This window comes from Azospirillum sp. (assembly GCF_050789165.1).
This window is the reverse complement of the sequence record NZ_JBOZRT010000021.1, coordinates 86,175-108,957: the sequence shown is the minus strand read 5'-3', so window position 1 is coordinate 108,957 and position 22,783 is coordinate 86,175. Positions and strand designations below refer to the sequence as shown.

The following is a 22,783-nucleotide window of genomic DNA, read 5'->3' as shown; positions in this document are numbered from 1 at the left end:
TGATCCCTCCTTTGTCGTCAGACGGTCTGGGTCCAGACCGTCTTCAGTCCCGTGTACTTGTCGAGCGCGTGCAGCGACCGGTCGCGGCCGAAGCCGGACTGGCGGAAGCCGCCGAACGGCGTCGTCATGGCGTGCCGGTCGTAGGTGTTGATCCACACCGTGCCGGCGCGCAGCGCCGCCGCCAGCCGGTTCGCGCGGGCCGGGTCCGCCGTCCACACGCCGGCGGCCATGGCGTAGACGCTGCCGTTGGCAAGCCGCACCGCCTCCGCCTCGTCCTGGAAGGAAGCCACCGCCAGGACGGGGCCGAATACCTCCTCGCGCCAGATCCCCATGCCCGGCGTGACGCCGTCCAAGATGGTCGGCGCTACGAAGTTGCCGGCGCCGTTCAGCCGCACGCGCACGCCGCCGGCGATCAACTCGGCCCCTTCGCCCATGGCCTCCTCCACCGCCGCCAGGATGCCGTCGCCGTGGGCGGCGTCCACCACCGCGCCGTAGCGCGTGCCGGGGTCGAGCGGGTCGCCGGGCTGGAGGCGCTCGGCGTGGGCGACCAGCCGCCGCAGCAGTTCCTCCCGGATGTCCGCGTGCACCAGCAGCCGGGAGCCGGCGTTGCACACCTGCCCCTGGTTGTAGAAGATGCCGCCGGCGATGCCGCGCACGGCCTGATCCGGGTCGCAGTCGGGGAACACGATCTGGGCCGACTTGCCGCCGCATTCCGGCCACACCGCCTTCAGGTTCGATGCCGCGGAGTAGGCCAGGAAGCGCTTGCCGACGACGGTCGAGCCGGTGAAGGCAACGCAGTCCACGTCCATGTGCTGGCCGAGCGCCCGTCCAGCCGTCTCGCCGCGGCCCGGCACCACGTTCAGCACGCCGGGCGGCAGGCCGGCCTTGGCGGCGAGCGCGGCCAGCCGGATGGCGCTCAGCGGAGCCCGCTCCGACGGCTTGAGCACCACGGAATTGCCGGCGGCCAGCGCCGGAGCGATCTTCCAGCAGGCCATCAGCAGCGGGAAGTTCCAGGGCACCACGGCCGCCACCACGCCGAGCGGCTCGCGCCGGACGAGCACCGTCGCCGGGGCGTCGACCGGCACCGCCTCGTCGTGGATCTTGTCGATGGCCTCGGCGTACCACGCGACGCAGTCGGCCGCGGACGGAACGTCGATAGCGTGGGCGTCGCGCACCGGCTTGCCCATGTCGATGCTCTCCAGAACGGCCAGTTCGCGGCGTTCGGCGAGCATCAGGTCGGCCAGCGTCCGCAGGATGCGTTTGCGATCGCGCAGCGGCAGCGTGCGCCAGCGGCCGTCCTCGAACGACCGCCGCGCCGCGGCCACGGCGGCGTCGACATCCTCGGCGTCGCAATCGGCAATCTGCGCGATCACCTGGTCGGTCGCCGGGTTCACGCAGGGAAATACCCCACCGCTTCGCGCCGCACGGTATTCGCCGTCAATGAAGGCCCGGCCGTCCAGCAACAATTCCGCTTTTGTCCGCTGCCATTCACTGTCCTTTTCAACAAGACCCACAGTCATTCCTCCTCAATTTCTGAGTTGCACTGTGGATCACACAGGAATATGCGGCAAACGACTAAACATCATCCTCGGTTGAGGAAAAGTGGGGCGACCGCCACGGCGACGGTTGCCTGGGAGTGGTGGAGCCCGGGAGCGGCCGGGAACGCATCAGCCCCTCCTAATGTTGCAGGCGGGGCGGCGCCACCCTGGAACGGTGGCGCTCGCCGGCAACATCGACAGGAGTCAATCATGCTGCCCGCCACCGCGTCGCGCGTGGAGAACGCCACGTCCGCAGACATCAACCAGCGCTTCGCCGTCGAGATCGAGGCGAGCATCCGTCATCACGCCGAGCATCCGGAGGAGATCGACCGGCGCCTCGACGAGCTCGATTACGAGTGGGACATCGAGCGCACGCTGGAGGCGAACGCGGCGACGCTCGCGCTGAGCGGCACGCTGTTGGGGGCCTTCGTGGACCGCCGCTTTCTGATCCTGCCTGCGGTCGTGACCGGGTTCCTGCTCCAGCACGCGCTTCAGGGCTGGTGCCCTCCGGTTCCGGTCTTCCGCCGACTGGGCGTCCGCACCACCGCCGAGATCGACCGTGAGCGGTACGCGCTCAAGGCCCTGCGCGGCGACTTCACAGGGCTGGAGCGCACCGCGCCGGACGAGGCGCCGGCACGCCGCGCCCACCGTGCCGTCGAGGCAGCCGGCGCCTGATCGAAACCCCGGCAACCACCAGCCTGCCCCGATTGCCGCGTCGCGCGCCGTCACACGTCGGTGGTTGCCGGGGTCCGGTTCTGGACGCGCTTGAGGCCGAGCAGCTTGAGCGCATAGCGCTCGTACCCCGGCTCGCTGACGCCCTTGCGGACCTTGCGCAGGAAATAGCGCTCGAAACCCACCTTGGCGAGGTGGACCCAGCGGCCGTGCGACGACCAGTTGACGTTGCGCGGCGGGATCTGCGGCATGGCGACGAACGCCACGCCGGTGTCGCCGAAGTCGGCTAGGCACAGCGCGTTCCAGGTCGGTTCCTCGGTCGCCTCCTTCCCGTCGAGCAGGGCGCGGATGTTGTGGGCGGTCGCCGTGACCATGGTCTCGATCATGTAACCGGTCTTCGGCACACCGACCGGCACGGGAGTCTTCTCAACCGGCGGGATGGCGATGCACACGCCGATGCCGAAGACGTTGCGGTACGTCGGGTTGCGCTGGTGCTTGTCGGTCAGCACGAAGCCGCGCGGGTTGACCAGCCCTTCCACCCCCTGCAGCGCCTTGATGCCACGGAAGGCCGGCAGCATCATGGTGAGGCGGCTCGCGAGAACGTGCGTGGCCTTCTCCTGGCCGTCCTCGCCGAATTCGGTGACGTGCACGGCGTCCGGCGTGAAGCGGTCGGCGCGGGCGTTCACGATCCACTTGATGTGCCGTTCACGCAACGCCGATTCGAGCAGCCCCTTGGTGTCGCCCACCCCGCCAAGCCCGAGATGCCCGATGTAGGGCTCCGGTGTGACGAAGGTGATGGGCACCCTGTGCCGGAGCTGGCGGCGACGCAGGTCGGCATCGGCGATCATCGCGAACTCGTACGCCGGGCCGAAGCAGGAGGCACCCTGCACGGCGCCGATCACCAGCGGACCGGGGTTGCGGCAGAACGCCTCCCAGCGCTTGGCCGCCTCCACGGCGTGATCGACGTGGCAGATGGAGATGGTGTTGGCCTGTGGGCCGAACCCCTCGATCTCATCGAAGGCCAGGTCGGGTCCGGTGGCGATCACCAACTGGTCGTATTCGAGGCGTGAGCCGTCGTCCAGGTCCAGCGCGTTCTCCTCCGGCCGGACACGGCGACACCCGACCGTCTTGAAGGCAATGCCCTTGCGGGCGAAGGGTTCGGCAAGCGGGACCGTGATGTCGTCGCGCGTGCGCCACCCCACGGCCACCCAGGGGTTGGACGGCACGAAATGGAAACGATCGGTGTTCGACACGACGGTGATGCGATCCTCCGGCCGCGCCAGATCCTTCATCTCGTAGGCCATCGGGATACCGCCGATGCCCGCCCCAAGGACGACGATGTGCGCCATGGTGGTTTCCTCTCCTCGGCAGGGCCTTGTTGTCGGTCACCAGCCTCGGCCACCCGGCGGCCCCAACGTCAACGGGTGATGCGCGAGGGGACTGTCGCGTCCCGGCCGCTCCGGCGCGGAGGCACTGCCCCCGCGTCAACCGGCATCCTATTACATTAGATAAAACTAATAAATAGCGCAAAGGAGGTGGCGACCGTTGTCGCGTCCTCAGTCGAAGGCGACGCCCGGCCGAGCCCCCAACCGCTTCAAGATCATGGCCAGGGGGCAGAAGCCGGTGAAGGCCGCCTGCAGCATGTTGGCGCCGACGAAGGCGGCCAGCCACAGCCACTGCACGCTGTGCAACTGGGACAGGACCAGACTCAGCAGAATCATGGTCCCGGCGAAGGCCATCACGATGCGGTCGATGCTCATGGCGTCGTCTCCCGATGGGTTGGTTGGTTCGATGACGAAGACCCCGGCGGCGTGCCGCAGTACAGCTCTGCCAACACGCCGATCACCGCAGACACGTCCGCGCTGGCCAGCGCGTAGACGATCGTCTGGCCCTCACGGCGCGTGCGAACGAGGCCGTCGGCGCGCAGCTTGGCCAAGTGCTGCGACAGGGCCGATTGGCTGAGGCCGACCGCGTCCGCAAGGACGCCGACGCGCATCTCCCCGCGCCCCAGATGGCAGAGGATGGCAAGACGCCGTTCGTTGGCCAGCGCCTTCAGCAGGCGTGCCGCCGAACGGATATGGCGGCCCTCCAATTCATTCATTGACACTAAATTAGAATGTTCTAAATTGTCCGTCAAGACACGATCTGCTTACCCTCGTCCAAGGTGGCCGCCATGCTCCGTCCTACCGCCCGCCTCGCACTGGCCGCGACGCTCCTGCTCGCCACCACGTCGCTGTCCGGCGCACAGGAGGCCGGTCGGGCGAACGCGCAGGCCGACCGGCTTACCGTCCAGCCCCGCCCGGTCGAGGACCTCAAGGCCGTCTTCGCCACCGTGGAAAGCGTTCATGAGACGCTCGCGCGCGCCCGCATCGGCGGCACCATCGCCGACCTGAAGGTCAAGGAGGGGGACAAGGTCGCCACGGGCCAGGTCGTCGCCGTCGTGCGGGATCCCAAACTGCCGCTGCAGCTTGCGGCGCTGGACGCCCGCATCCAGGCTCAGCAGGCGCAGCAGCACCAGGCCGAACTCGAGCTGGACCGCGCGCGCCAGCTGCGGGCCAGCGGCACCGGCACGCAGCAGCGCCTCGACGACGCGCAGGCGGCGGTGGACGTCGCACGGGCCCAGATCGCCGCCATGAGGGCGGAACGCGCGGTGGTGGACCAGCAGCTGCGCGAGGGCGAGGTGTTCGCTCCCGCCAACGGCCGCATCCTCCAGGTCAAGGTGATCGACGGCGCGGTGGTGATGCCCGGCGAGCCGGTGGCGAGCATCGCCACCGAGACCTACGTGCTCCGCCTGCACCTGCCCGAGCGGCACGCCCGCTTCATGCACGAGGGCGACCCGGTGCTGGTCGGCGACCGCGGGCTTGCCCCGGTCACGCCACCGGGCGGAGAGGCGGCCCAGGAAGCGAAAGCGCTGGACCTGAAGCGCGGCACCGTCCGGCAGGTCTACCCGGAGATGGCCGGCGGCCAGGTGGTCGCCGACGCCACCGTCACCGGGCTCGGCGACTTCTTCGTCGGCGAGCGTGTGCGCGTCTACGTCGCCACCGGCACGCGCGATACCATTGTTATTCCCCCCGACTTCGTCGTCCGCCGCTTCGGCACCGACTTCGTGCGGCTGGCCGATGGGACGGAAGCGCCGGTGCAGGTCGGCGGCCCCATCCCCAAGGTCGGCGACCAGCCCGGCGGGATCGAGGTGCTGTCGGGCCTGAAGCCCGGCGACGTGATCGTCCGGCCGGAGGGCGCGTGATGACGCTCGGCCTGTCCGGGGTGCTGACGCGGACCTTCATCCGCTCCCCCCTCACCCCGTTGCTGCTGCTGGCCTCGCTGGTGGTCGGCACGGTCGCCCTGGTCTCCCTGCCGCGCGAGGAGGAGCCGCAGATCAGCGTGCCCATGGTGGACATCCTGGTCCGCGCCGACGGGCTGAAGGCCGACGACGCCGTCGAACTCGTCACCAAGCCGCTGGAAGAGATCGTCAAGGGCATCGACGGGGTCGAGCACACCTATTCGCAGACCATGGACGACCGCGTGGTCGTCACCGCCCGCTTCCTGGTCGGCACCTCGTCCGACGAGGCGATCCTGCGCGTGCATGAGAAGGTGCGCGCCAACATGAACCGCATCCCGCTGGGCATCCCGGAGCCGCTGATCGTCGGGCGCGGCATCAACGACGTGCCGATCCTGACGCTCACGCTGGCCCCGAAGCCGGAGACCGCCGGGCGCTGGACCGACACCGCGCTCTACGGCGTGGCGGACGAGCTTCTGGCGCATCTGGTTCAGGTGGAGGACGTCGGGCGCAGCTTCATCGTCGGCGGGCGCCCCGACCAGATCCGCGTGGAGCCCGACCCGGAGCGGCTGGCGCTCTTCGGGGTGACGCTGAACCAGCTCGTGGACAAGGTGAAGAACGCCAACCGCTCCTTCATCGTGGGGCAGGTGCGGGCGCAGGGCGGCAGCCTGCCGGTGGTGGCGGGCCAGACGCTCCAGGGTACGGCGGACATCGGCCTGCTGCTGGTGACCACCCGCGACGGCCGTCCGGTCTACGTCAAGGACGTGGCCGACATCGTGATGGGGTCCCGGCCGGACGAGAGCACGGCCTGGAACCTGATGCCGGACGGCAAGGGGGGGCTGGTCCGCACGCCCGCGGTCACCGTCGCCATCGCCAAGCGCGCCGGGGCCAACGCCGTCACCATCGCCGAACGCGTGCTCGAGCGCGTGCACGCCATCCAGGGGGGGGCCCTGCCCAAGGACCTGACGCTGACCGTCACCCGCAACTACGGCGAGACGGCGAACGAAAAGGTCAACGAGCTGCTGTTCCACCTGGCGCTCGCCACCGCGACCATCGTCGCGCTGATCGTGCTGGCCATCGGCTGGCGCGAGGGCATCGTGACCCTGATCGTCATCCCGACGACGATCCTGCTGACCATGTTCGCGTCCTGGTTGATGGGCTACACCATCAACCGAGTCAGCCTGTTCGCGTTGATCTTCTCGATCGGCATCCTGGTGGACGACGCCATCGTGGTGGTCGAGAACATCGACCGCCACTGGTCGATGCGCGACGGCCGCAGCAAGGTCCAGGCGGCCATCGAGGCGGTGGCCGAGGTCGGCAACCCGACCATCGTGGCGACGCTGACGGTGATCGCGGCGCTGCTGCCGATGATGTTCGTGTCCGGCCTGATGGGCCCGTACATGAGCCCGATCCCGGCCAACGCCTCCGCCGCCATGCTGTTCAGCTTCTTCGTCGCCATGGTGCTGACGCCCTGGCTGATGGTGAAGCTGCGCCCCGGCGAGGCGCCGGCCGGCCACGGGCCTGGCGCCCACGAAGGGGGCGGCGTCCTGGGACGGCTGTACCTGTCGGTGGCGCGCCCGATCATCCGCAGCAAGCGGCGGGCCTGGATCTTCCTTGCGGTGGTCGGCGTGGCGACGCTGGCCTCCACCACGCTGTTCTACACCAAGGACGTGGCGGTCAAGCTGCTGCCCTTCGACAACAAGTCGGAACTGCAGGTCGTCGTCGACCTGCCGCGCGGCGCGGCGCCGGAAGACACCGAGCGCCTCCTGCTGGCCGCCGCGCGGACCATCGCCGATCTGCCGGAACTGGAAAGCATCCAGGCCTACAGCGGCACTGCCTCACCCTTCAACTTCAACGGGCTCGTCCGGCACTATTACCTGCGCGATCAGCCGGAGCAGGGCGACCTCCAGGTGAACCTCGCCCCCAAGGGCGAACGGAGCCGGAGCAGCCACGACATCGCGCTCGACATCCGCGCGCGGCTGAAGACCCTGCCGGTCCCCGACGGCACCGCGATCAAGGTGGTCGAGGTGCCGCCCGGCCCGCCGGTGCTCTCCACCCTGCTGGTCGAGGTCTATGGCCCCGACGCCGAGACGCGGCGCACAGCGACCCGCATCGTCCAGGACGCCTTCCGCCAGGTGGACTTCATCGTCGATGTGGACGACACCGTCCGCCCGCCCGGCGAGCGGCTGCGCTTCGCGCTCGACCACGAGAGCCTGGAGTTCCACGGCGTGGAGGAGCAGGCGGTCTACGACACGCTGCAGGCGCTGGTCGGCGGCGTGCCGGTCGGCTACTCGCACCGCGGCGCCGGGCGCAACCCCATCGAGATCGCGGTCCGGCTGCCGAAGTCCGGCCTGTTCCTGTCCGAGCGCATCCTCGCCACACCGGTGCCCGGCGCCCGCGGCACGGTGGAACTGGGCGACCTCGTCACCATGACGCGGGAGCCGGCCTCCTACCCGCTGTTCCGCCGCAACGGCCGCTTCGCCGAGATGGTCATGGCCGACCTCGCCGGGCGGTTCGAGGCTCCCGTCTACGGCATGCTGGCGGTTCAGGACCGGCTGGACCGGATCGACTGGAAGGCCGCTGGCTTGGCCGAGGCGCCGACGATCCTGTTGCACGGCCAGCCGGACGACCAGAGCAAACCCACGCTGCTGTGGGAGGGCGAGTGGGAGATCACCTACGTCACCTTCCGCGACATGGGCGCAGCCTTCGCGGTGGCGATCCTCGGCATCTACCTGCTGGTGGTCGGCCAGTTCGGCAGCTTCAAGCTGCCGCTGGTGATCCTGGTGCCGGTGCCGCTGACGCTGATCGGCATCGTGCTCGGGCACTGGCTGTTCGGGGCGGCGTTCACGGCGACCTCGATGATCGGCTTCATCGCGCTCGCCGGCATCATCGTGCGCAACTCCATCCTGCTGGTGGACTTCATCCGCCATCTGCGGGACCGCGGGCTGGCCGTGCGCGACGCGGTGCTGGAGGCCGGCGCCATCCGCTTCAAGCCGATCCTGCTGACGGCCGTCGCCGCGATGATCGGCGCCGCCTTCATCCTGACCGACCCGATCTTCCAGGGGCTGGCGATCTCGCTGCTGTTCGGCCTGCTCAGTTCCACGCTGCTGACCGTCCTGGTGATCCCGGCCATCTACTTCGTGCTGCGCGGCGACGCCCCCGTCCCGCCGGCACAGCGCGCGGGGGCGGCGGAGCCCCACCGCCCACCGGCCTCAACCGCGCATTCCGGCCAACTCGTCGAAACGTGAGGACCCCACCGTGAAGAGTCTCTTGAGCCTGTTCGGCCTGAAACGAGGGCAGAGCGCCCTGAACACCCAGGTCAGGACCGTCGATCCGGCCACCGTCATGGGCTGGCTGAAGGAGGGCACGGCGACCATCGTCGATGTCCGCGAGCCGCACGAGCACCGCGCCGCCCACATTCCCGGCGCCATCCTCGTACCGCTGTCGCAGTTCGATCCGCGCCGCGTGCCGGTCGAGCCCGGCAAGCATCTGGTCTTCCATTGTCAGAGTGGGCGGCGCTGCGGCCCGGCCTCGGCCAGGCTGGCGGAGAGCGGCTACACCGGCGAGATCAACCGCCTGAACGGCGGCATGAACGGCTGGCTGGCCGCGTCCGGTCCTGTCGAACGGTAAGCGCCCAAGGGGGTGCCCCGATGCGGCGTTCAGCCCTGACCGGCCGGTCAGGGCGCCGTCGCCATCCAGCCGTACGTCTCGAAGATCCGCTGTCCCTCCGGAGATTTCAGAAAGGCGACGAACTCCCGCGCGGATGCCTTCTGAGCCCCCTCCCTGGTGAGCGCCACGCCGGTGTCCCGGTAGATGCGAAGGTCCGGCTCGATCTCCACCACGTCGGTGCGCGTGCGTTCCTTGGCGCTCCAGATGTTCCAGATGATCCACGCATCGATGCCGGGCGTGGTGTCCCACACCGCCTGCGCTTCCGCGCTGTTTGCGGCATAGCCGACGATGTTCTTGCGGAAGGCGCGGACCATGGCGATATCGCCGGTCCGGCCGACGATGTCCTCCCACAAGCCGGTCTGCCCGGCCCCTTGCACCACCAGCACCTTCATGTCCGCCTTGAGCAGGTCGCGGATTCCTGTGATGCCCTTGGGATTGCCCGGCCGAACGAGGATCACCGAGGGCCGCAGGGTGAGCGGCTCGACGGTGTCCTCGAGGATGCGCCCCTCCATGAGGCGAATGAAGTCGGTCATCATGTTCTCCGCGCCACTGAAGATGACGTCGGCGTCCTGCTTGGCCTTGTCGAGCCATTGTGGCGTCGGTCCGGCGGTGACGGTGACGGCAGCGCCGTGCGCCTTTCCAAAAACAGCCGCGGCTTCCTTCATCGCGGGCAGCGGCCCGCCGGGTCCGTAGACGTTCACGGCCTCCTGCGCCACCGCGGGCACCGTCAGGCCCGCCATCAGGAGGGCGACGATCAGGCTTTTCAAGCGGGACTGACGGGACATGGCGTCCATCTCCGGGTTCATACACTTTTCATTAGACAATTCTGATTAAAAGCAATTCCGGACGCACGATGCGTGCGGGGAAGCCGTCATGGGGATGGCGGTGGCCGGAGCCGTTGCCGTGCCGCCCGTCACGCCGGCGGACACGATGCCCACACGGCCGACGGAATGGCCTTGATGGAGGTTAATGCCCGGTGCGGGCGCCCATGGATGCTTGGCGGGAGGTTCGTTCGACACCGTTTCGGGAAGGAGACAAAGCCATGCGCATTCTCACGACGTCGATGATGGTTCTCGCCTTGTCGGTCACCGCTCTCTCGGGGGCCCTCGCCCAGGCGCCGGCGAAGGACAAGGCCCCTCCGATCTACGGCAGCCAGCTGATGACACAGCAGGAGCGCACGGACTACCGGAACCGGATGAGGCAGGCGAAAACGGCGGAGGAGCGGGAGCGCGTGCGCCAGGAGCATCACAGCCAGATGCAGGCCCGCGCGCAGGAACGCGGCGTCACCCTGCCCGACGAGCCCCCGGCTCGGCCGCGCGGCGGCATGGGCAAGGGCCCCGGGCCGGCCGGCGGTCCCGGTGGCGCCGGGCCGATGGGACCGGGCGCCGGGCGGGGGCCAGCGGCGCCCGGCCCCGGGACAAACCCACAGTAAACACCGCGTGCGCCTGTCCCCCGGGAGGATGCGTCCGTCCTCCCGGGCGGTTCCAGGCACCACTGGTATCAGACGATGCCGAGGCGTTCCTTGATGGGGGCCAGGAACCGGCGGCTGATTGGAATCGTGTGGCCGCCATAGGTGTTGATCTCCGCCAGGCCGTTCTCCACGAAGTGGATTTTCTTGATGCGCTCGACGTTCACCAGATACTGCCGGTGACAGCGCAGCAGAGGCGTCCGCTCCTGAAGGATGTGCAGGGGGAGCGCGGTCGGGAACTCCTCCCCGTTGACCGAGATGACGGACACGCCCGCGGTTTTCGACGCCACATACTCCACCTCCTCCATCTTCAGCAGAAGGACGTGGTGCTGTCCGAAGCAGGGGATCTGGCGCAGCTGGTTCGCGCCGGCAAGGACACCGACGTTCTGCGGCGCCCGCTCCCGGCGCAGGCGCTGCAGGGTCTTGTCGAAGCGGGCCTGGTTGATCGGCTTGAGCAGATAGTCGAACGCGTGCTGCTCGAACGCCTGGACCGCGTACTCGTCGTACGCCGTCAGGAAGACGATCCGCGGCATCGTGTCGTGATCGAGCATACTCAGCATCTCGATGCCGCTGATCCTCGGCATCTGGATGTCGAGGAACACCACATCCGGCTTGTCGCGGTTGATCGCACCCACCGCCTCGATGGCGTTGGTGCACTCGCCGATGATCTGGAAGTCGGCTGCGGTCTCGAGAATGCGGCGCAGCTCTTTCCGCGCCAGCGGTTCATCGTCAACGACGAGCACCCTGATCATGCCGGGATGACCTCCAAAGGAACGCGGATCGTAACCCTGGTGAACACGTCGCGGCTGTGCGCCACGCTGACGCCGTAGGCGTTGCCGTTGCGGTTCTTGATGCGGCGGTCGACGAGAGCCATGCCCAGCCCGTTCCCCGCCGGCCGCTGTTCGTACAGGCCGGCGTTGTCCTCGACGTCGAGCACGAGGTCGTGCCCGTCGCGGTGGGCCGATATCCGCACCCGGCCCGGCCGGAGAAGCTGGGAGGTTCCGTGCTTGATGGCGTTCTCGACGACGGGCTGGAGCGAGAACGCCGGCAGGCACACCGACCGCAGTTCGTCCGGGACGTCGATCTCCACCGACAGCTGGTCGCAGAAGCGCGCGAGTTCGATCTCCAGGTAGGCGGTGACGTGCTCGATCTCGTCGGCGAGGGTCGCCTGCTCGCTGGCCCGCTTGAGGTTCTTGCGGAAGAAGGTGGAGAGGTGGCCGATCAGGTCGCGGGCCTTTTCCGGGTCGTCGCACGTCACCGCGGATATGGTGTTCAGCGCGTTGAACAGGAAGTGCGGGTTGACCTGCGCGTGCAGCAGCTTGATCTCCGACTGCGCCAGCAGGGCCTTCTGCTGTTCGTAGCGGCCGGCGAGGATCTGGCTGGACAGCAGCTTGGCGATGCCCTCGCCCATGGTCCGGTTGATGGTGGAGAACAGCCTGGTCTTCGGCTCGTACAGCTTGATCGCGCCGATCACGCTGTTGTCCTCGCCGGCGAGGGGGATCACCAGCGACGACCCGAGCGGGCAGTGCGGGTCGATGGAGCACTGGTAGCTCTCTTCGTTGCCGTCGGCGTACAGCACCTGGTTGTTGGCGATCGCCTGGATGGTCTGCGCCGAGGTGATCGGCCGGCCGGGCAGATGATGGTCGCTGCCGATGCCGATGAAGGCCAGGATCCTCTCCCGGTCGGTGATCGCCACCGCGCCGACGCCGGTCTCCTCGTAAAGGATGCGGGCAACGCGCATGCTGTTTTCCTGGTTGAAGCCCGTGCGCAGAACGCCGTCGGCACGCGCCGCGATCTTCAGCGCCTTGGCGGAAAACACGCTCGACTGCCGCTCGATCAGGGCCCGCCGGTCGAGCAGGATCACCATGAACATGGCGGCGCCGACGGAATTGGCGATCAGCTCCGGCACCGCGATCAGGCTTACGGTGTGCAGCGTGTCCCAGAACGGCTTCGCGACGATCAGGTCGATGCCCAGCTCTATGATGACGCCGAAAAAGGTCAGCATCCCGGCCTTCACGGGCTCGATCAAGGTCCTGATCCTCCCCTTGCGGATCAGATACCGGTGCGCCGCCCCGCCGAGCATGCCCTGCGCGACGATCCCCAGCGCCGCCGCCAGCGCGAACGAGCCGCCCAGCGAATAGCGGTGCAGGCCACCCGTCACGCCGACCGCCAGCCCCACCAGCGGCCCGCCCAGCAGACCGCCGAGCACCGCGCCGATGGCCGGGGTGTTGGCGATGGCGTGGACCACCGGCATGCCGAGGATGGTCCCCATGACGCAGAACAGTGAGAAGATCACATAGCAGGCCACCCTGTGCGGCAGGCGGATCGTCACGTGCGTCAGCGGGGTGAACACCGGCGTCCGGCTCAGCAGGTAGGCCACCACCAGGTAGACGCACATCTGCTGGAGGAGGACGATTGAGATGCTGATCGGGTCGATGTTCATGCGACGCCCTATGCGTGATCCGGGCGCAGGATGCGCCCGCCCCGCTCCCTAAACAACATTGCGGCCGCGGTGACGCTGAAGCCCCTCTCCGTCGGCCGCATGCGGGGGAAAGGGGCTTCGCACCTCACGCCGCCCAGTGGATGCTGTCGGTGTCCGACGCCGCCGGCGGCGCGGCCGGCAGGATCCTGGTGGCGAGGCCGCCGCAGGATGTCTCGCGGTACTTCGGGTCCATGTCCTTGCCGGTGTCGAACATCGTCTCGATCACCTTGTCGAGCGACACCAGGGGCTGGCTGATCCGGTGCATCGCCATGCGCGTCGCGTTGATCGCCTTCATGGCGCCCATGGCGTTGCGCTCGATGCAGGGAATCTGCACCTGGCCGCCGACCGGATCGCAGGTCAGGCCCAGGTTGTGCTCCATGGCGATCTCCGCGGCCATGCAGACCTGTTCCGGGCCGCCGCCGAGCAGGTCGGCCAGCCCGCCGGCCGCCATCGAGCAGGCGACGCCCACTTCGCCCTGGCAGCCCACCTCGGCGCCGGAGATGGAGGCGTTCCTCTTGTACAGCGCACCAATGGCCGCCGAGGCCAGGAAGAAGCGGGTGCAGGCTTCCTCATCCAGCGGCTTGATGAAGTTGTGGTAGTAGGCGAGCACCGCCGGCACGATGCCGCAGGCCCCGTTGGTCGGCGCCGTCACCACGCGCCCGCCGGAGGCGTTCTCCTCGTTCACCGCGAAGGCGTACATGTTGACCCAGTCGACCACGTTCATCGGATCGCGGGACAGCGTCTCCGAGGACGCCAGCTGGCGGCGCAGCGCGGCGGCGCGGCGCGGCACCCGCAGCGGGCCGGGCAGCACGCCCTCCGTGTTCATGCCGCGCTCCATGCACGCGCGCATGGTCTGCCAGATCTTGGCGAAATAGTCGCGGATCTCGTCCCGTCCGTGCAGGCGCAGCTCGTTCTCCAGGATCAGGCCGGAGAAGGACAGCCCGGACGCGCGGCAATGCCGCAGCAGGTCGGCCGCCGAGGCGTAGGGATAGGGCAGTTCGACGGCATCGTCCGGCGCCTGCCCGAAATGCTCGTCATCGACGATGAAGCCGCCGCCGATGGAGTAGAAGGTCTTGCGCAGCAGCGACCGCTCGCCCGCGAAGGCCTCGATGGTCAGGCCGTTCTCGTGCCTGGGCAGGTTGGAGCGGTGGAAGACCAGGGCGGTGGCCGGGAAATCGACCGGGTGCCCTTCGGCTCCCAGCGGCAGGCATTGGCTGGCCCGCACCCGGGCGACGAAGCCGGGGATGGCGTCGATGTCCACGGTGTCCGGAAGGTTGCCCGCAAGGCCGAGGATGAGCGCCACGTCGGTGTGGTGGCCTTTGCCCGTCAGCGCCAGCGAGCCGTAGACGTCGACCTGCACGCGCGTCGCGTCCGCGAGCCGGGTAGCGTCGCGCAGTTCGTCCACGAACTGCTTGCCGGCCTTCATGGGGCCCACGGTGTGCGAGCTGGAGGGGCCGATGCCGATCTTGTAGAGGTCGAACATGCTGATCATGGCGGAGGTCCTCGACTGTAGGGCGCTCTCGGAAAGGAAATCCCGTGCCGGCGCCGGGAGGCGGCGGCACGGGATGCGGAGGTCAGAGGCTGAGCAGGGAGTAGAGGATCGCGGAGATGGCGACCGAGCCGATGAACAGCACCACCACATTGCCCGGCTGGCCGGCGTACCTGCGCATGGCCGGAACCTTGCGGATGGCGTACATCGGCATGATGAAGAGCAGAGCCGCGATGATCGGGCCGCAGAGGGATTCGATCATGCCGAGGATGCTCGGGTTCAGCGTGGCGGCGATCCACACGGCGGCGACCATGAACAGCGCGCTGAAGCCGTTGATGGCCTTCATGTCCACGGCCTTGCCCTGGCCGCGCAGGTGCTGGGAGATCAGGCCGTTCAGACCCTCGCGGGCGCCGAGGTAGTGGCCGAAGAACGACTTGGTGATGGCGACGAAGGCGACGGCCGGCGTCAGGTAGGCCATGACCGGATTATCGACCTTGTTGGCGAGGTACGACAGGATCGAGATGTTCTGCTGCTTGGCGGCGGCGAGGTCGGCCGGGGTCAGGCTGAACACGCAGCTGAAGACGAAGAACATGACGACCAGGACCATCATGACGGCCGCATACTTCTCGATGCGCTCGGTCTGGCCCTCGGCCTCGACGCCGTACTTCTGCTGCTGGGCGACGACGAAGCGGGAGATCGCCGGCGAGTGGTTGAAGGAGAACACCAGGGCCGGGATGCTCAGCCACAGGGTCAGGCTGAAGCCGCCGACGGTCGGCACCTCGTTCATCACGGCGGTGTTCCAGCCCGGCAGCAGGTAGAGCGCGATGCCCAGCAGCACCAGCACGAACGGGTAGACGAGCCAGCTCATGACCCGCACGACCATCTGCTCGCCGAGCTTGATGACCGCCATCAGGCCGAGGATCAGGCCCAGCGACAGCAGGATGCGCGGCGGCGGCGTCATGCCCAGCTGGTTGAGCATGAAGCTCTGCACGGTGTTGGTCAGGCCGACGCCGTAGATCAGCAGGATCGGCAGGATCGTGAAGAAGTACAGCAGCGTGATCAGCTTGCCCGCCGTCGCGCCGAAATGCTCTTCGACCACTTCGGTGATGTCGCTTCCCGGCTTCGAGGAGGACAGGATGAAGCGGCAGAGACCGCGGTGGGCCAGGTAGGTCATGGGGAAGGCGAGAACCGCCATCACCGCCAGCGGCCAGAAGCCGCCGAGCCCCGCGTTGATCGGCAGGAACAGGACGCCGGCGCCGATCGCCGTGCCGAACAGGCCAAGCATCCAGATGGTGTCGTGCTTGCTCCAGGGGATGGGCGGATTGCCGAGCCTGGTGGTCTCCGTTGAAATGCTGACCATGGATTTAACCTCCTGCAGGCCCGGATCGGTGGATGGCAGGGCCATCGCGGCAGGTCTGCGTTGCGTTGATCTGGAGGCACGGTAACGACGCCCGTCCGCCCCTTGTGGGGGTATCTCCGGAACGGTCGAATAGCGGAATGAACGGTGGGATGGAGAAACGAATGGCGCCGCCGATGATCCATCGGCGCCCGCAACCGGCACGAGCCGCCAGCACCGTCACCGCGATGGGAGCGGGGGTGACGGCCGGCCATGGAAGCATCCATGCGCCGGCGGGATCAGCCGGCGAAGGCGATGGTGGTGAGCAGCGCGTTCTCCGCCTGCCGGCTGTCGAGGCGGGTGAGTTGCACCACCACCGGCCCGTCCGCCTCGACGACGCTGGAATAGGGCGTCCCCAACGGAACCGGCTCCGGGTCCTTGAGGAGGTTCATGCGGACGTGGTTGGTGCGCCGGGCGCCGACCCGGACCATGTAGGGGCCGGCCGGCTCGCGGTCGGTGAAGTACAGCGTGATCCGCACCTCGACGTCGCGGTCGCCGGCGTTCAGGATACACAATCCCTCGTGGCTGGTCATCTCGGGCTCGGGGCCATGGCTCCAGGCCGGGATGTAGCCGTCGGCGATGGCCCAGCGGGTGTGCCCGATCGGCGCGTTGCCCATGCACTCCTCCTGACTGCGGATCATTCCGCGGCGTGCGGCGCCCGCTCCTGGTTGGCGGGGCGGTGCGCCGTGCGGCGGCGCAGGCCGTCGCGCCAGACTTCGGCCAGCGTCACAACACGACGGCCGGTCAGCTGTTCCACCTGCTGGCGGCAGGAGAAGCCGTCGGCGATCAGCATCGCGTCGGGCGGCGCAGCGTGCAGCGTGGCGCCCAGCCCCTGGTCGAAGATGGCACGCGACACCTCGTACTTGTCCGCCTCGTAGCCGAAGGCCCCGGCCATGCCGCAACAGCCGTCGTCGAGGATGCGGGCCTCCAGTCCGCTCTTGCGGATCTGCGCGGCGTCGCAGCCCATGCCGAACACCGCCTTGTGGTGGCAGTGCCCGTGCACCAGCGCCCGGCCGGACAGCCGGGGCGGGTCGAAGCGGGCGACCTTCTCCAGGAACTCCGCCAGCAGCATGGTGCGCTTGGCGAGGCGCTTGGCTTCCGGGTCGTCGGGGAAGAGGTTCGGCAGCTCGTCGCGGAACACCGACAGGCAGCTCGGCTCGACGCCCACCACGTAGGCGCCGGCGTCCAGTTCGCGCCGCAGGCCGGTCATGGTGCGCTTCAGCGTGCGCCGGGCGGCGTCCAGCCAGCCGAAATCGTAGTAGGGACGGCCGCAGCACAGGTTCGCGCGCGGGATGGTGACCGCGAAGCCGGCCGCCTCCAGCACCTCGGCCGCGGCGAAGAGCGGTTCCGGCGTGAAATGGTTGTTGAAGCTGTCCGTCCACAGCACCACCGGCGGGCGCCCGCGGCCCGGCTCCGGCGTCCAGGAGCGGCGGAAGGTGCGGGGCGCGAAGGCCGGCACCGGGCGCTGCGGGGCGATGCCCGCCGCCGCCCGCGAGAGCCGTCCGAACACCGGCGTCCGGGTGGCGAGGTTGGGCGCCCACCACACCGGCGCCAGCCAGCGCGCCCAGCGGTGGATCAGCCCCATGCTGTAGGCCGCGCGCGGACGGATGCGGCCCTGGTAGTGGTGGTGCAGGAACTCCGCCCTGTAGGTCGCCATGTCGACGTTGACCGGGCAGTCGGCCTTGCAGCCCTTGCAGCCGAGGCAGAGGTGCAGCGCGTCGTGGATCACCTCGTCCCGCCAGCCGTCCCGGATGGGGCCGCCCTGCAGCATCTCCTGCAGCAGCCGGGCGCGGCCGCGGGTCGAGTGCTTTTCCTCCCGCGTCGCGCGGAAGCTCGGGCACATGGTGCCGCCCTCGTGCCGCCGGCACTTGCCCACGCCGACGCAGCGCAGAGCCGCGTGCACGAAGGAGCCGCCGTCGTCCGGGTAGGCGAAGATGCTGTCGACGTGCGGCGGATGGAACCGCGGCCCGAGCCGCAGGTCCTGGTCCATGCGGTGCGGGTGCACGACCTTGTGCGGGTTCATGCGGTTCTTGGGGTCCCAGACCGCCTTGAACGCGGCGAAGGAGCGGACAAGGTCGTCGCCGAACATGATGGGCAGCAGTTCCGCCCGCGCCTGCCCGTCGCCGTGCTCGCCGGACAGCGTGCCGCCGTGCCGCACCACCAGACGGGCGGCGTCCTCCATGAAGGCGCGGTATTGGCGCACCTCCGCATCGGTGTGCAGGCCGAAGCCGATGCGGCAGTGGATCAGCCCGTCTCCGAAATGGCCGTAGATGGAGGGGTGATAGCCGTAGCGGTCGAACAGCGTCAGCAGGTCGCGCATGTAGGCGCCGAGGTTTTCCGGGGCGACGGCGGAGTCCTCCCAGCCCGGCCACGTGTCGTGCTGCTGCCCCGGCACCCAGGCGGTGGCCCCCAGGCCGGACTCGCGCACCGCCCACAGCCGCGTCTGCTCGCCGTCGTCGGTCACCAGCTTGAGGTCGGTGACGTGCGCCTCGCCGCGCAGGTGGTCGGCGAGGCGGTGCGCCTTGGCCGAGGCCTCCTCCGGCGTGTCGCCGCCGAACTCGACGAACAGCCAGGACGGCCCCTCGGGCAGCAGCGTCAGGTCATCCAGGTGCAGGTGCTTGCGGCGCATGAAGCCGGCGAGGCGTTCGTCCACCCCCTCGATGGCGTCCGGGCCGAAGCCGCGGATCTCGCAGATGCGGTCGGCGGCGTGCACCACCTCGTCGAAGCCGACCACCAGCAGCGCCTTGGCCGGCGGGTCGGGGATGAGGTTCAGCGTGGCGCGCAGCACGGTCACGCAGGTGCCCTCCGTTCCCACCAGCGCGCGGGCGAGGTGGAAGCCGTTCTCCGGCAGCAGCGAATCCAGGTTGAAGCCGGAGACGCGGCGCGGGATCCTCGGGTAGATCCGGCGGATCTCCCCGGCGGTGCGATCGCGGAGGGCGAGCAAGCCGGCGTAGATTTCGCCCCTCCGGCCGCCCTCGGCGATGATCCGCGCCAACTCCTCCTCCCCGGTGGCGCCGACCGTCAGGCGCAGGCCGTCATAGGTCAGGACATCGAGGCTCTCGACGTTGTGGCTGGTGACGCCGGCGATCACCGAGTGCGGCCCGGCGGAGTTGTTGCCGATCATGCCGCCCAACGAGTTGTGGTTGTGCGTCGCCGGGTCGGGACCGAAGCGCAGCCCATGCGGCTTGCAGCGCTTCTGCAATTCGTCCAGCGTGATCCCCGGCTCGACGGTGGCGAGGCGACGGTCCACGTCGATGGTCAGGAAGGCGTTGCAGTACTTCGAGCTGTCGATGACCACCGCGTGGTTGGTGGTCTGCCCCGCCAGCGCGGTGCCGCCGCCGCGATGGGTGATCGGCACGTCGAACGCCGCGCAGACCCGCACCGCCTCGGCCAAGGCGTCCACGTCGCGGGGCACGACGACCCCCAGAGGCACCTCGCGGTAGTTCGAGGCGTCCGTGGCGTAGAGCGCCCGATCGCCGTCGCCGAAGCGGATCTCGCCGTCCACGCGGCTCCGCAGCGCGGCCACCAGGGCTGGCACGTCGATGTCGGTCATATCCGGAACCTCTCGGCGTCGGCCCGCTTCAACTCGATGCCGAGGCCGGGACGCGTCCGGTCGGGCGCCAGCGCGCCGTTGACCGGAGCCGGAGCCCCGTCGAACAGCATCGCCTCGATGCGGGCATGGTCGTGGAAATACTCGATGTTCTTCAGCGGGCGGCAGGCGCAGCCGATCTGGGCGTGCAGAGTCGGCGCGGTGTGCGCCGACAGGGGCACGGTGAACGCCTCGGCGAGCGCCGCGGCGCCCAGGAAGCCGGTGATGCCGCCGCAGCGCGTCGCGTCGGCCTGGAGAACGTCCACCGCGCCGGCCTCCAGCATGCGGCGGAAATCGGCGGGGGTGTAGCCGTACTCGCCGGCGGCGATCATCATCCCGCCGGGGCCGCGGTCGCGCAGCAGGCGCAGTCCCTCCAGGTCGTCCGACGAGACCGGCTCCTCGAACCATGCGACCCCCTGCCCGGCGAAGCGCTCGGCCTGCGCCAGCGCCAGCTTGCGGTCGTAGGCGCCGTTGGCGTCGACGTAGAGGTCGGTCCCGGGGCCGATGGCGGTGCGCACCAGCGCGACGCGCCGGAGGTCGGCCGCCGCGTCGCGGCCGATCTTCATCTTGACCGCGGGCAGCCCGTCGCGCGCCCACCCGGCGAGCTGCTCGACCAGCGCTCCCTCCGAATAGGAGGTGAAGCCGCCGCTGCCGTAGGCCGGCGTGCCGTCGTGGGCTCGCCCCAGCAGGTCGGCGATGGACAAGTCCAGCAGCTTGCCCTTGAGATCCCACAGCGCCGCGTCCACCGCCGAGACCGCCATGGCGGCGATGCCCGGCCGGCCGAGATTGCGCACCGCCTCGGTCAGGACGATCCAGGCGCGGTTGGTGTCCAGGGCGTCGATGCCGCACACCCGCGGCGCCAGGGCGTCGACGATCAGGCGCGCAGTCGCCGTGTCCGCGTAGCCGTAGCCCAGCCCGTTCCGGCCGCCTGCGGCGGCGGTGACCACGACGAGGGTCGTGCGGTCCCAATCCAGGGTGCCATCGGCCTCGGGCCGGTCGGTGGGGATCGTGAACGCCTCGACGCCGAGCCGCTCGATGGGCGCATCCGGGCGCATGGCTCTTCCTTCAGAACGCGTGTGGGCCGCCAACTCGCCGGCTGGAACGCGGTTCCGATGAAAAATTTTTCACCCTTCCGGCGCGAACCCCGGGCATCGGCCGCAGTTGAAGCGGCAGCGACAGAGATTCCCGACATCGAGACGAGGGTGCGACCATGGCGGCGAACGTCAGCGACTTCTTCTGGCAGCGGCTTTCCGACTGGGGCGTGCGGCGGGTCTTCGGCTATCCCGGCGACGGCATCAACGGCCTGATCGGCGCACTGGCCCGCGCCGGAGACCGGTTCGACTTCGTGCAGGTCCGCCACGAGGAGATGGCCGCCTTCATGGCGACCGCGCACGCCAAGTACACGGGCGACCTGGGCGTCTGCCTCGCCACCTCCGGCCCCGGCGCCATCCACCTGCTGAACGGCCTGTACGACGCCAAGCTCGACCACCAGCCGGTGCTCGCCATCGTCGGCCAGCAGGCGCTGGCAGCGCTCGGCGGCCACTACCAGCAGGAGGTGGACCTGCTCTCGCTGTTCAAGGACGTGGCGGGCGAGTACGTCCACATGGCCTCCACCCCCGCCCAGGTGCGCCACCTGATCGACCGGGCGGTGCGCATCGCCAAGGCGGAGCGCACGGTCACCTGCATCATCCTGCCCAACGACCTGCAGGAGATGGACGCGGTGGAGACGCCGCCGCGCGCCCACGGCACCATCCACTCCGGCGTCGGCTACTCGGCCCCGGTGGTGCGCCCGACCGACGACGACCTGCGGCGCGCCGCCGACGCGCTGAACGCCGGTTCCAAGGTGGCGATCCTGGTCGGCGCCGGCGCGCTGCACGCCACCGACGAGGTGCTCGAGGTGGCTGACATCCTCGGCGCCGGGGTGGCCAAGGCGCTCCTCGGCAAGGCGGCGCTGCCCGACGACCTGCCCTTCGTCACCGGTTCCATCGGCCTGCTCGGCACCCGGCCGAGCTATGAGATGATGGTCGGCTGCGACACGCTGCTGATGGTGGGCTCCGGCTTCCCCTATTCGGAATTCCTGCCCAAGGAGGGGCAGGCGCGCGGCGTGCAGATCGACATCGACCCGAAGATGCTCAGCATCCGCTACCCCATGGAGGTCAGCCTCGTCGGTGACAGCGCCGGCACGCTGCGCGCCCTCGCCCCGCTGCTGAAGCGCAAGCAGGACCGCGCGTGGCGCCAGCAGATCGAAGCGGCCGTGGCGGAATGGTGGAAAACGCTGGAAGCGCGCGCCATGACCGACGCCACCCCGCTCAACCCGCAGCGCGTCTTCTGGGAGCTGTCGCCGAAGCTGCCGGACGACGTGGTCATCGCCTGCGACACCGGCTCCGCCACCACGTGGTACGCGCGCGACCTGAAGATCCGCCGCGGCATGAAGGCCAGCCTGTGCGGCGGCCTCGCCACCATGGGGCCGGGCATGCCCTACGCGCTGGCCGCCAAGTTCGCGTACCCCGACCGCCCGGTGCTCGCCATCGTCGGCGACGGCGCCATGCAGATGAACGGCATGAACGCCCTGATCACCGCGGCGCACTACTGGAAGCAGTGGGCCGATCCGCGCTTCATCGTGCTGGTGCTGAACAACCGCGACCTGAACATGGTGAGCTGGGAGATGCGCGCGCAGGCCGGCGAGCCGAAGTTCGAGGCGTCGCAGGAGCTGCCGAACGTGCCCTACGCCCGCTACGCCGAGCTGCTGGGCTTCAAGGGCCTGTTCGTGGACAAGCCCGAGGACGTGGCGCACGTCTGGGACGAGGCGCTGGCGACGCGCGGCCCGGTGGTGGTGGAGGCGTTCACCGACCCGAACGTGCCGCCGCTGCCGCCGCACCTCACGCTGAAGAACGCCGCCGCGATGATGGCGACGCTCGCCAAGGGCGACCCGGAGATGTGGGACATGCTGAAGGACACCGCGAAGGACATGCTGGCCGGCGTGCTGCCGGGCGGTGACGGCAAGAAGGGGTGAGGGGCGCCGATGCTCCCTCACCCGCCCAGCGTGGATTTCCTGCCTACACCGGCCGACAATCGCGCCGGAGCACCTCGGTTCCTCACATTCTTCCGCCCAATCGGGGAAGTTTGCCCACGCCGCGGAACAACAGTCTGCGATCGGGACTTGTATGTACGTTTGGTCAATCACTGTTACGAAACGGGAAGGG

At 69.2% G+C, this 22,783-nt stretch carries 18 protein-coding genes; 6 read left to right on the top strand and 12 right to left on the bottom strand.

The features are described from left to right. Nucleotides 1-17: 17 nt before the first annotated feature. Entirely contained in the window at nucleotides 18-1,520 is a 1,503-nt protein-coding gene (locus ACRWK7_RS04315) for an aldehyde dehydrogenase family protein (protein WP_431854955.1), read from the bottom strand. 228 nt (nucleotides 1,521-1,748) lie between these two features. Here ACRWK7_RS04315 and ACRWK7_RS04310 point away from each other — a divergent pair, with 228 nt between their 5' ends. Next, nucleotides 1,749-2,213 carry a hypothetical protein gene (locus tag ACRWK7_RS04310; protein WP_431854954.1) on the top strand — a complete coding sequence of 155 codons (465 nt, stop codon included), beginning with the start codon at nucleotides 1,749-1,751 and terminating at the stop codon, nucleotides 2,211-2,213. Between the two features lie 50 nt (nucleotides 2,214-2,263). Here ACRWK7_RS04310 and ACRWK7_RS04305 read toward each other — a convergent pair whose 3' ends face one another. From ACRWK7_RS04305 to ACRWK7_RS04295, 3 genes are all read right to left on the bottom strand, one after another. Continuing rightward, nucleotides 2,264-3,559: an NAD(P)/FAD-dependent oxidoreductase gene (locus ACRWK7_RS04305; protein ID WP_431854953.1), complete on the bottom strand. Its 1,296-nt coding sequence runs from the start codon at nucleotides 3,557-3,559 to the stop codon at nucleotides 2,264-2,266. Between the two features lie 207 nt (nucleotides 3,560-3,766). After that, the gene (locus ACRWK7_RS04300; protein ID WP_431854952.1) at nucleotides 3,767-3,970 is read right to left on the bottom strand and encodes a YgaP family membrane protein; all 204 of its coding nucleotides are present in this window, start codon (nucleotides 3,968-3,970) and stop codon (nucleotides 3,767-3,769) included. Next, nucleotides 3,967-4,311 (bottom strand): ArsR/SmtB family transcription factor, encoded by a 345-nt coding sequence (locus tag ACRWK7_RS04295; protein ID WP_431854951.1) that lies wholly within the window; start codon nucleotides 4,309-4,311, stop codon nucleotides 3,967-3,969. The genes ACRWK7_RS04300 and ACRWK7_RS04295 overlap by 4 nt, the downstream gene beginning before the upstream one ends. Nucleotides 4,312-4,383: 72 nt before the next feature. On the opposite strand from ACRWK7_RS04295, the gene ACRWK7_RS04290 reads away from it, so the two are divergent. The 3 genes from ACRWK7_RS04290 to ACRWK7_RS04280 are packed head-to-tail and all read left to right on the top strand — an operon-like array spanning nucleotide 4,384 to nucleotide 9,117. Next, entirely contained in the window at nucleotides 4,384-5,454 is a 1,071-nt protein-coding gene (locus ACRWK7_RS04290) for an efflux RND transporter periplasmic adaptor subunit (protein ID WP_431854950.1), read from the top strand. Then, nucleotides 5,454-8,735 carry an efflux RND transporter permease subunit gene (locus tag ACRWK7_RS04285; RefSeq protein ID WP_431854949.1) on the top strand — a complete coding sequence of 1,094 codons (3,282 nt, stop codon included), beginning with the start codon at nucleotides 5,454-5,456 and terminating at the stop codon, nucleotides 8,733-8,735. Before ACRWK7_RS04290 ends, ACRWK7_RS04285 begins: the two co-directional genes overlap by 1 nt. 10 nt (nucleotides 8,736-8,745) lie before the next feature. Next, nucleotides 8,746-9,117 (top strand): rhodanese-like domain-containing protein, encoded by a 372-nt coding sequence (locus tag ACRWK7_RS04280; RefSeq protein ID WP_431854948.1) that lies wholly within the window; start codon nucleotides 8,746-8,748, stop codon nucleotides 9,115-9,117. Nucleotides 9,118-9,164: 47 nt separating this feature from the next. Here the strand turns inward: ACRWK7_RS04280 and ACRWK7_RS04275 are convergent, their stop codons facing one another. Then, nucleotides 9,165-9,962, bottom strand: coding sequence for a substrate-binding domain-containing protein (locus ACRWK7_RS04275; protein WP_431854947.1), 798 nt, complete (start codon nucleotides 9,960-9,962; stop codon nucleotides 9,165-9,167). Between the two features lie 236 nt (nucleotides 9,963-10,198). Here ACRWK7_RS04275 and ACRWK7_RS04270 point away from each other — a divergent pair, with 236 nt between their 5' ends. After that, nucleotides 10,199-10,588, top strand: a complete 390-nt coding sequence (locus ACRWK7_RS04270) for a hypothetical protein (protein WP_431854946.1) — start codon at nucleotides 10,199-10,201, stop codon at nucleotides 10,586-10,588. Nucleotides 10,589-10,656: 68 nt separating this feature from the next. Here ACRWK7_RS04270 and btsR read toward each other — a convergent pair whose 3' ends face one another. The 7 genes from btsR to ACRWK7_RS04235 form a co-directional block, all read right to left on the bottom strand. After that, nucleotides 10,657-11,376: a two-component system response regulator BtsR gene (gene btsR / locus ACRWK7_RS04265; protein WP_431854945.1), complete on the bottom strand. Its 720-nt coding sequence runs from the start codon at nucleotides 11,374-11,376 to the stop codon at nucleotides 10,657-10,659. Continuing rightward, entirely contained in the window at nucleotides 11,373-13,067 is a 1,695-nt protein-coding gene (locus tag ACRWK7_RS04260; RefSeq protein WP_431854944.1) for a LytS/YhcK type 5TM receptor domain-containing protein, read from the bottom strand. The genes btsR and ACRWK7_RS04260 overlap by 4 nt, the downstream gene beginning before the upstream one ends. Nucleotides 13,068-13,191: 124 nt before the next feature. Then, on the bottom strand, nucleotides 13,192-14,598 hold the full coding sequence (locus tag ACRWK7_RS04255) for an L-serine ammonia-lyase (RefSeq protein WP_431854943.1): 1,407 nt from the start codon (nucleotides 14,596-14,598) through the stop codon (nucleotides 13,192-13,194). An 82-nt stretch (nucleotides 14,599-14,680) separates the two neighbouring features. After that, nucleotides 14,681-15,955 (bottom strand): serine/threonine transporter, encoded by a 1,275-nt coding sequence (locus ACRWK7_RS04250; RefSeq protein ID WP_431854942.1) that lies wholly within the window; start codon nucleotides 15,953-15,955, stop codon nucleotides 14,681-14,683. 275 nt (nucleotides 15,956-16,230) lie between these two features. After that, nucleotides 16,231-16,608, bottom strand: coding sequence for a sensory rhodopsin transducer (locus tag ACRWK7_RS04245; RefSeq protein ID WP_431854941.1), 378 nt, complete (start codon nucleotides 16,606-16,608; stop codon nucleotides 16,231-16,233). Nucleotides 16,609-16,628: 20 nt separating this feature from the next. Further along, complete coding sequence (locus ACRWK7_RS04240) at nucleotides 16,629-19,544, bottom strand: FAD-binding and (Fe-S)-binding domain-containing protein (protein ID WP_431854940.1); 2,916 nt, start codon at nucleotides 19,542-19,544, stop codon at nucleotides 16,629-16,631. Next, the gene (locus ACRWK7_RS04235; protein ID WP_431854939.1) at nucleotides 19,541-20,635 is read right to left on the bottom strand and encodes an enolase C-terminal domain-like protein; all 1,095 of its coding nucleotides are present in this window, start codon (nucleotides 20,633-20,635) and stop codon (nucleotides 19,541-19,543) included. The genes ACRWK7_RS04240 and ACRWK7_RS04235 overlap by 4 nt, the downstream gene beginning before the upstream one ends. 155 nt (nucleotides 20,636-20,790) lie before the next feature. Here ACRWK7_RS04235 and ACRWK7_RS04230 point away from each other — a divergent pair, with 155 nt between their 5' ends. Then, nucleotides 20,791-22,593, top strand: coding sequence for a thiamine pyrophosphate-requiring protein (locus tag ACRWK7_RS04230; protein ID WP_431854938.1), 1,803 nt, complete (start codon nucleotides 20,791-20,793; stop codon nucleotides 22,591-22,593). Nucleotides 22,594-22,783 lie beyond the last annotated feature (190 nt).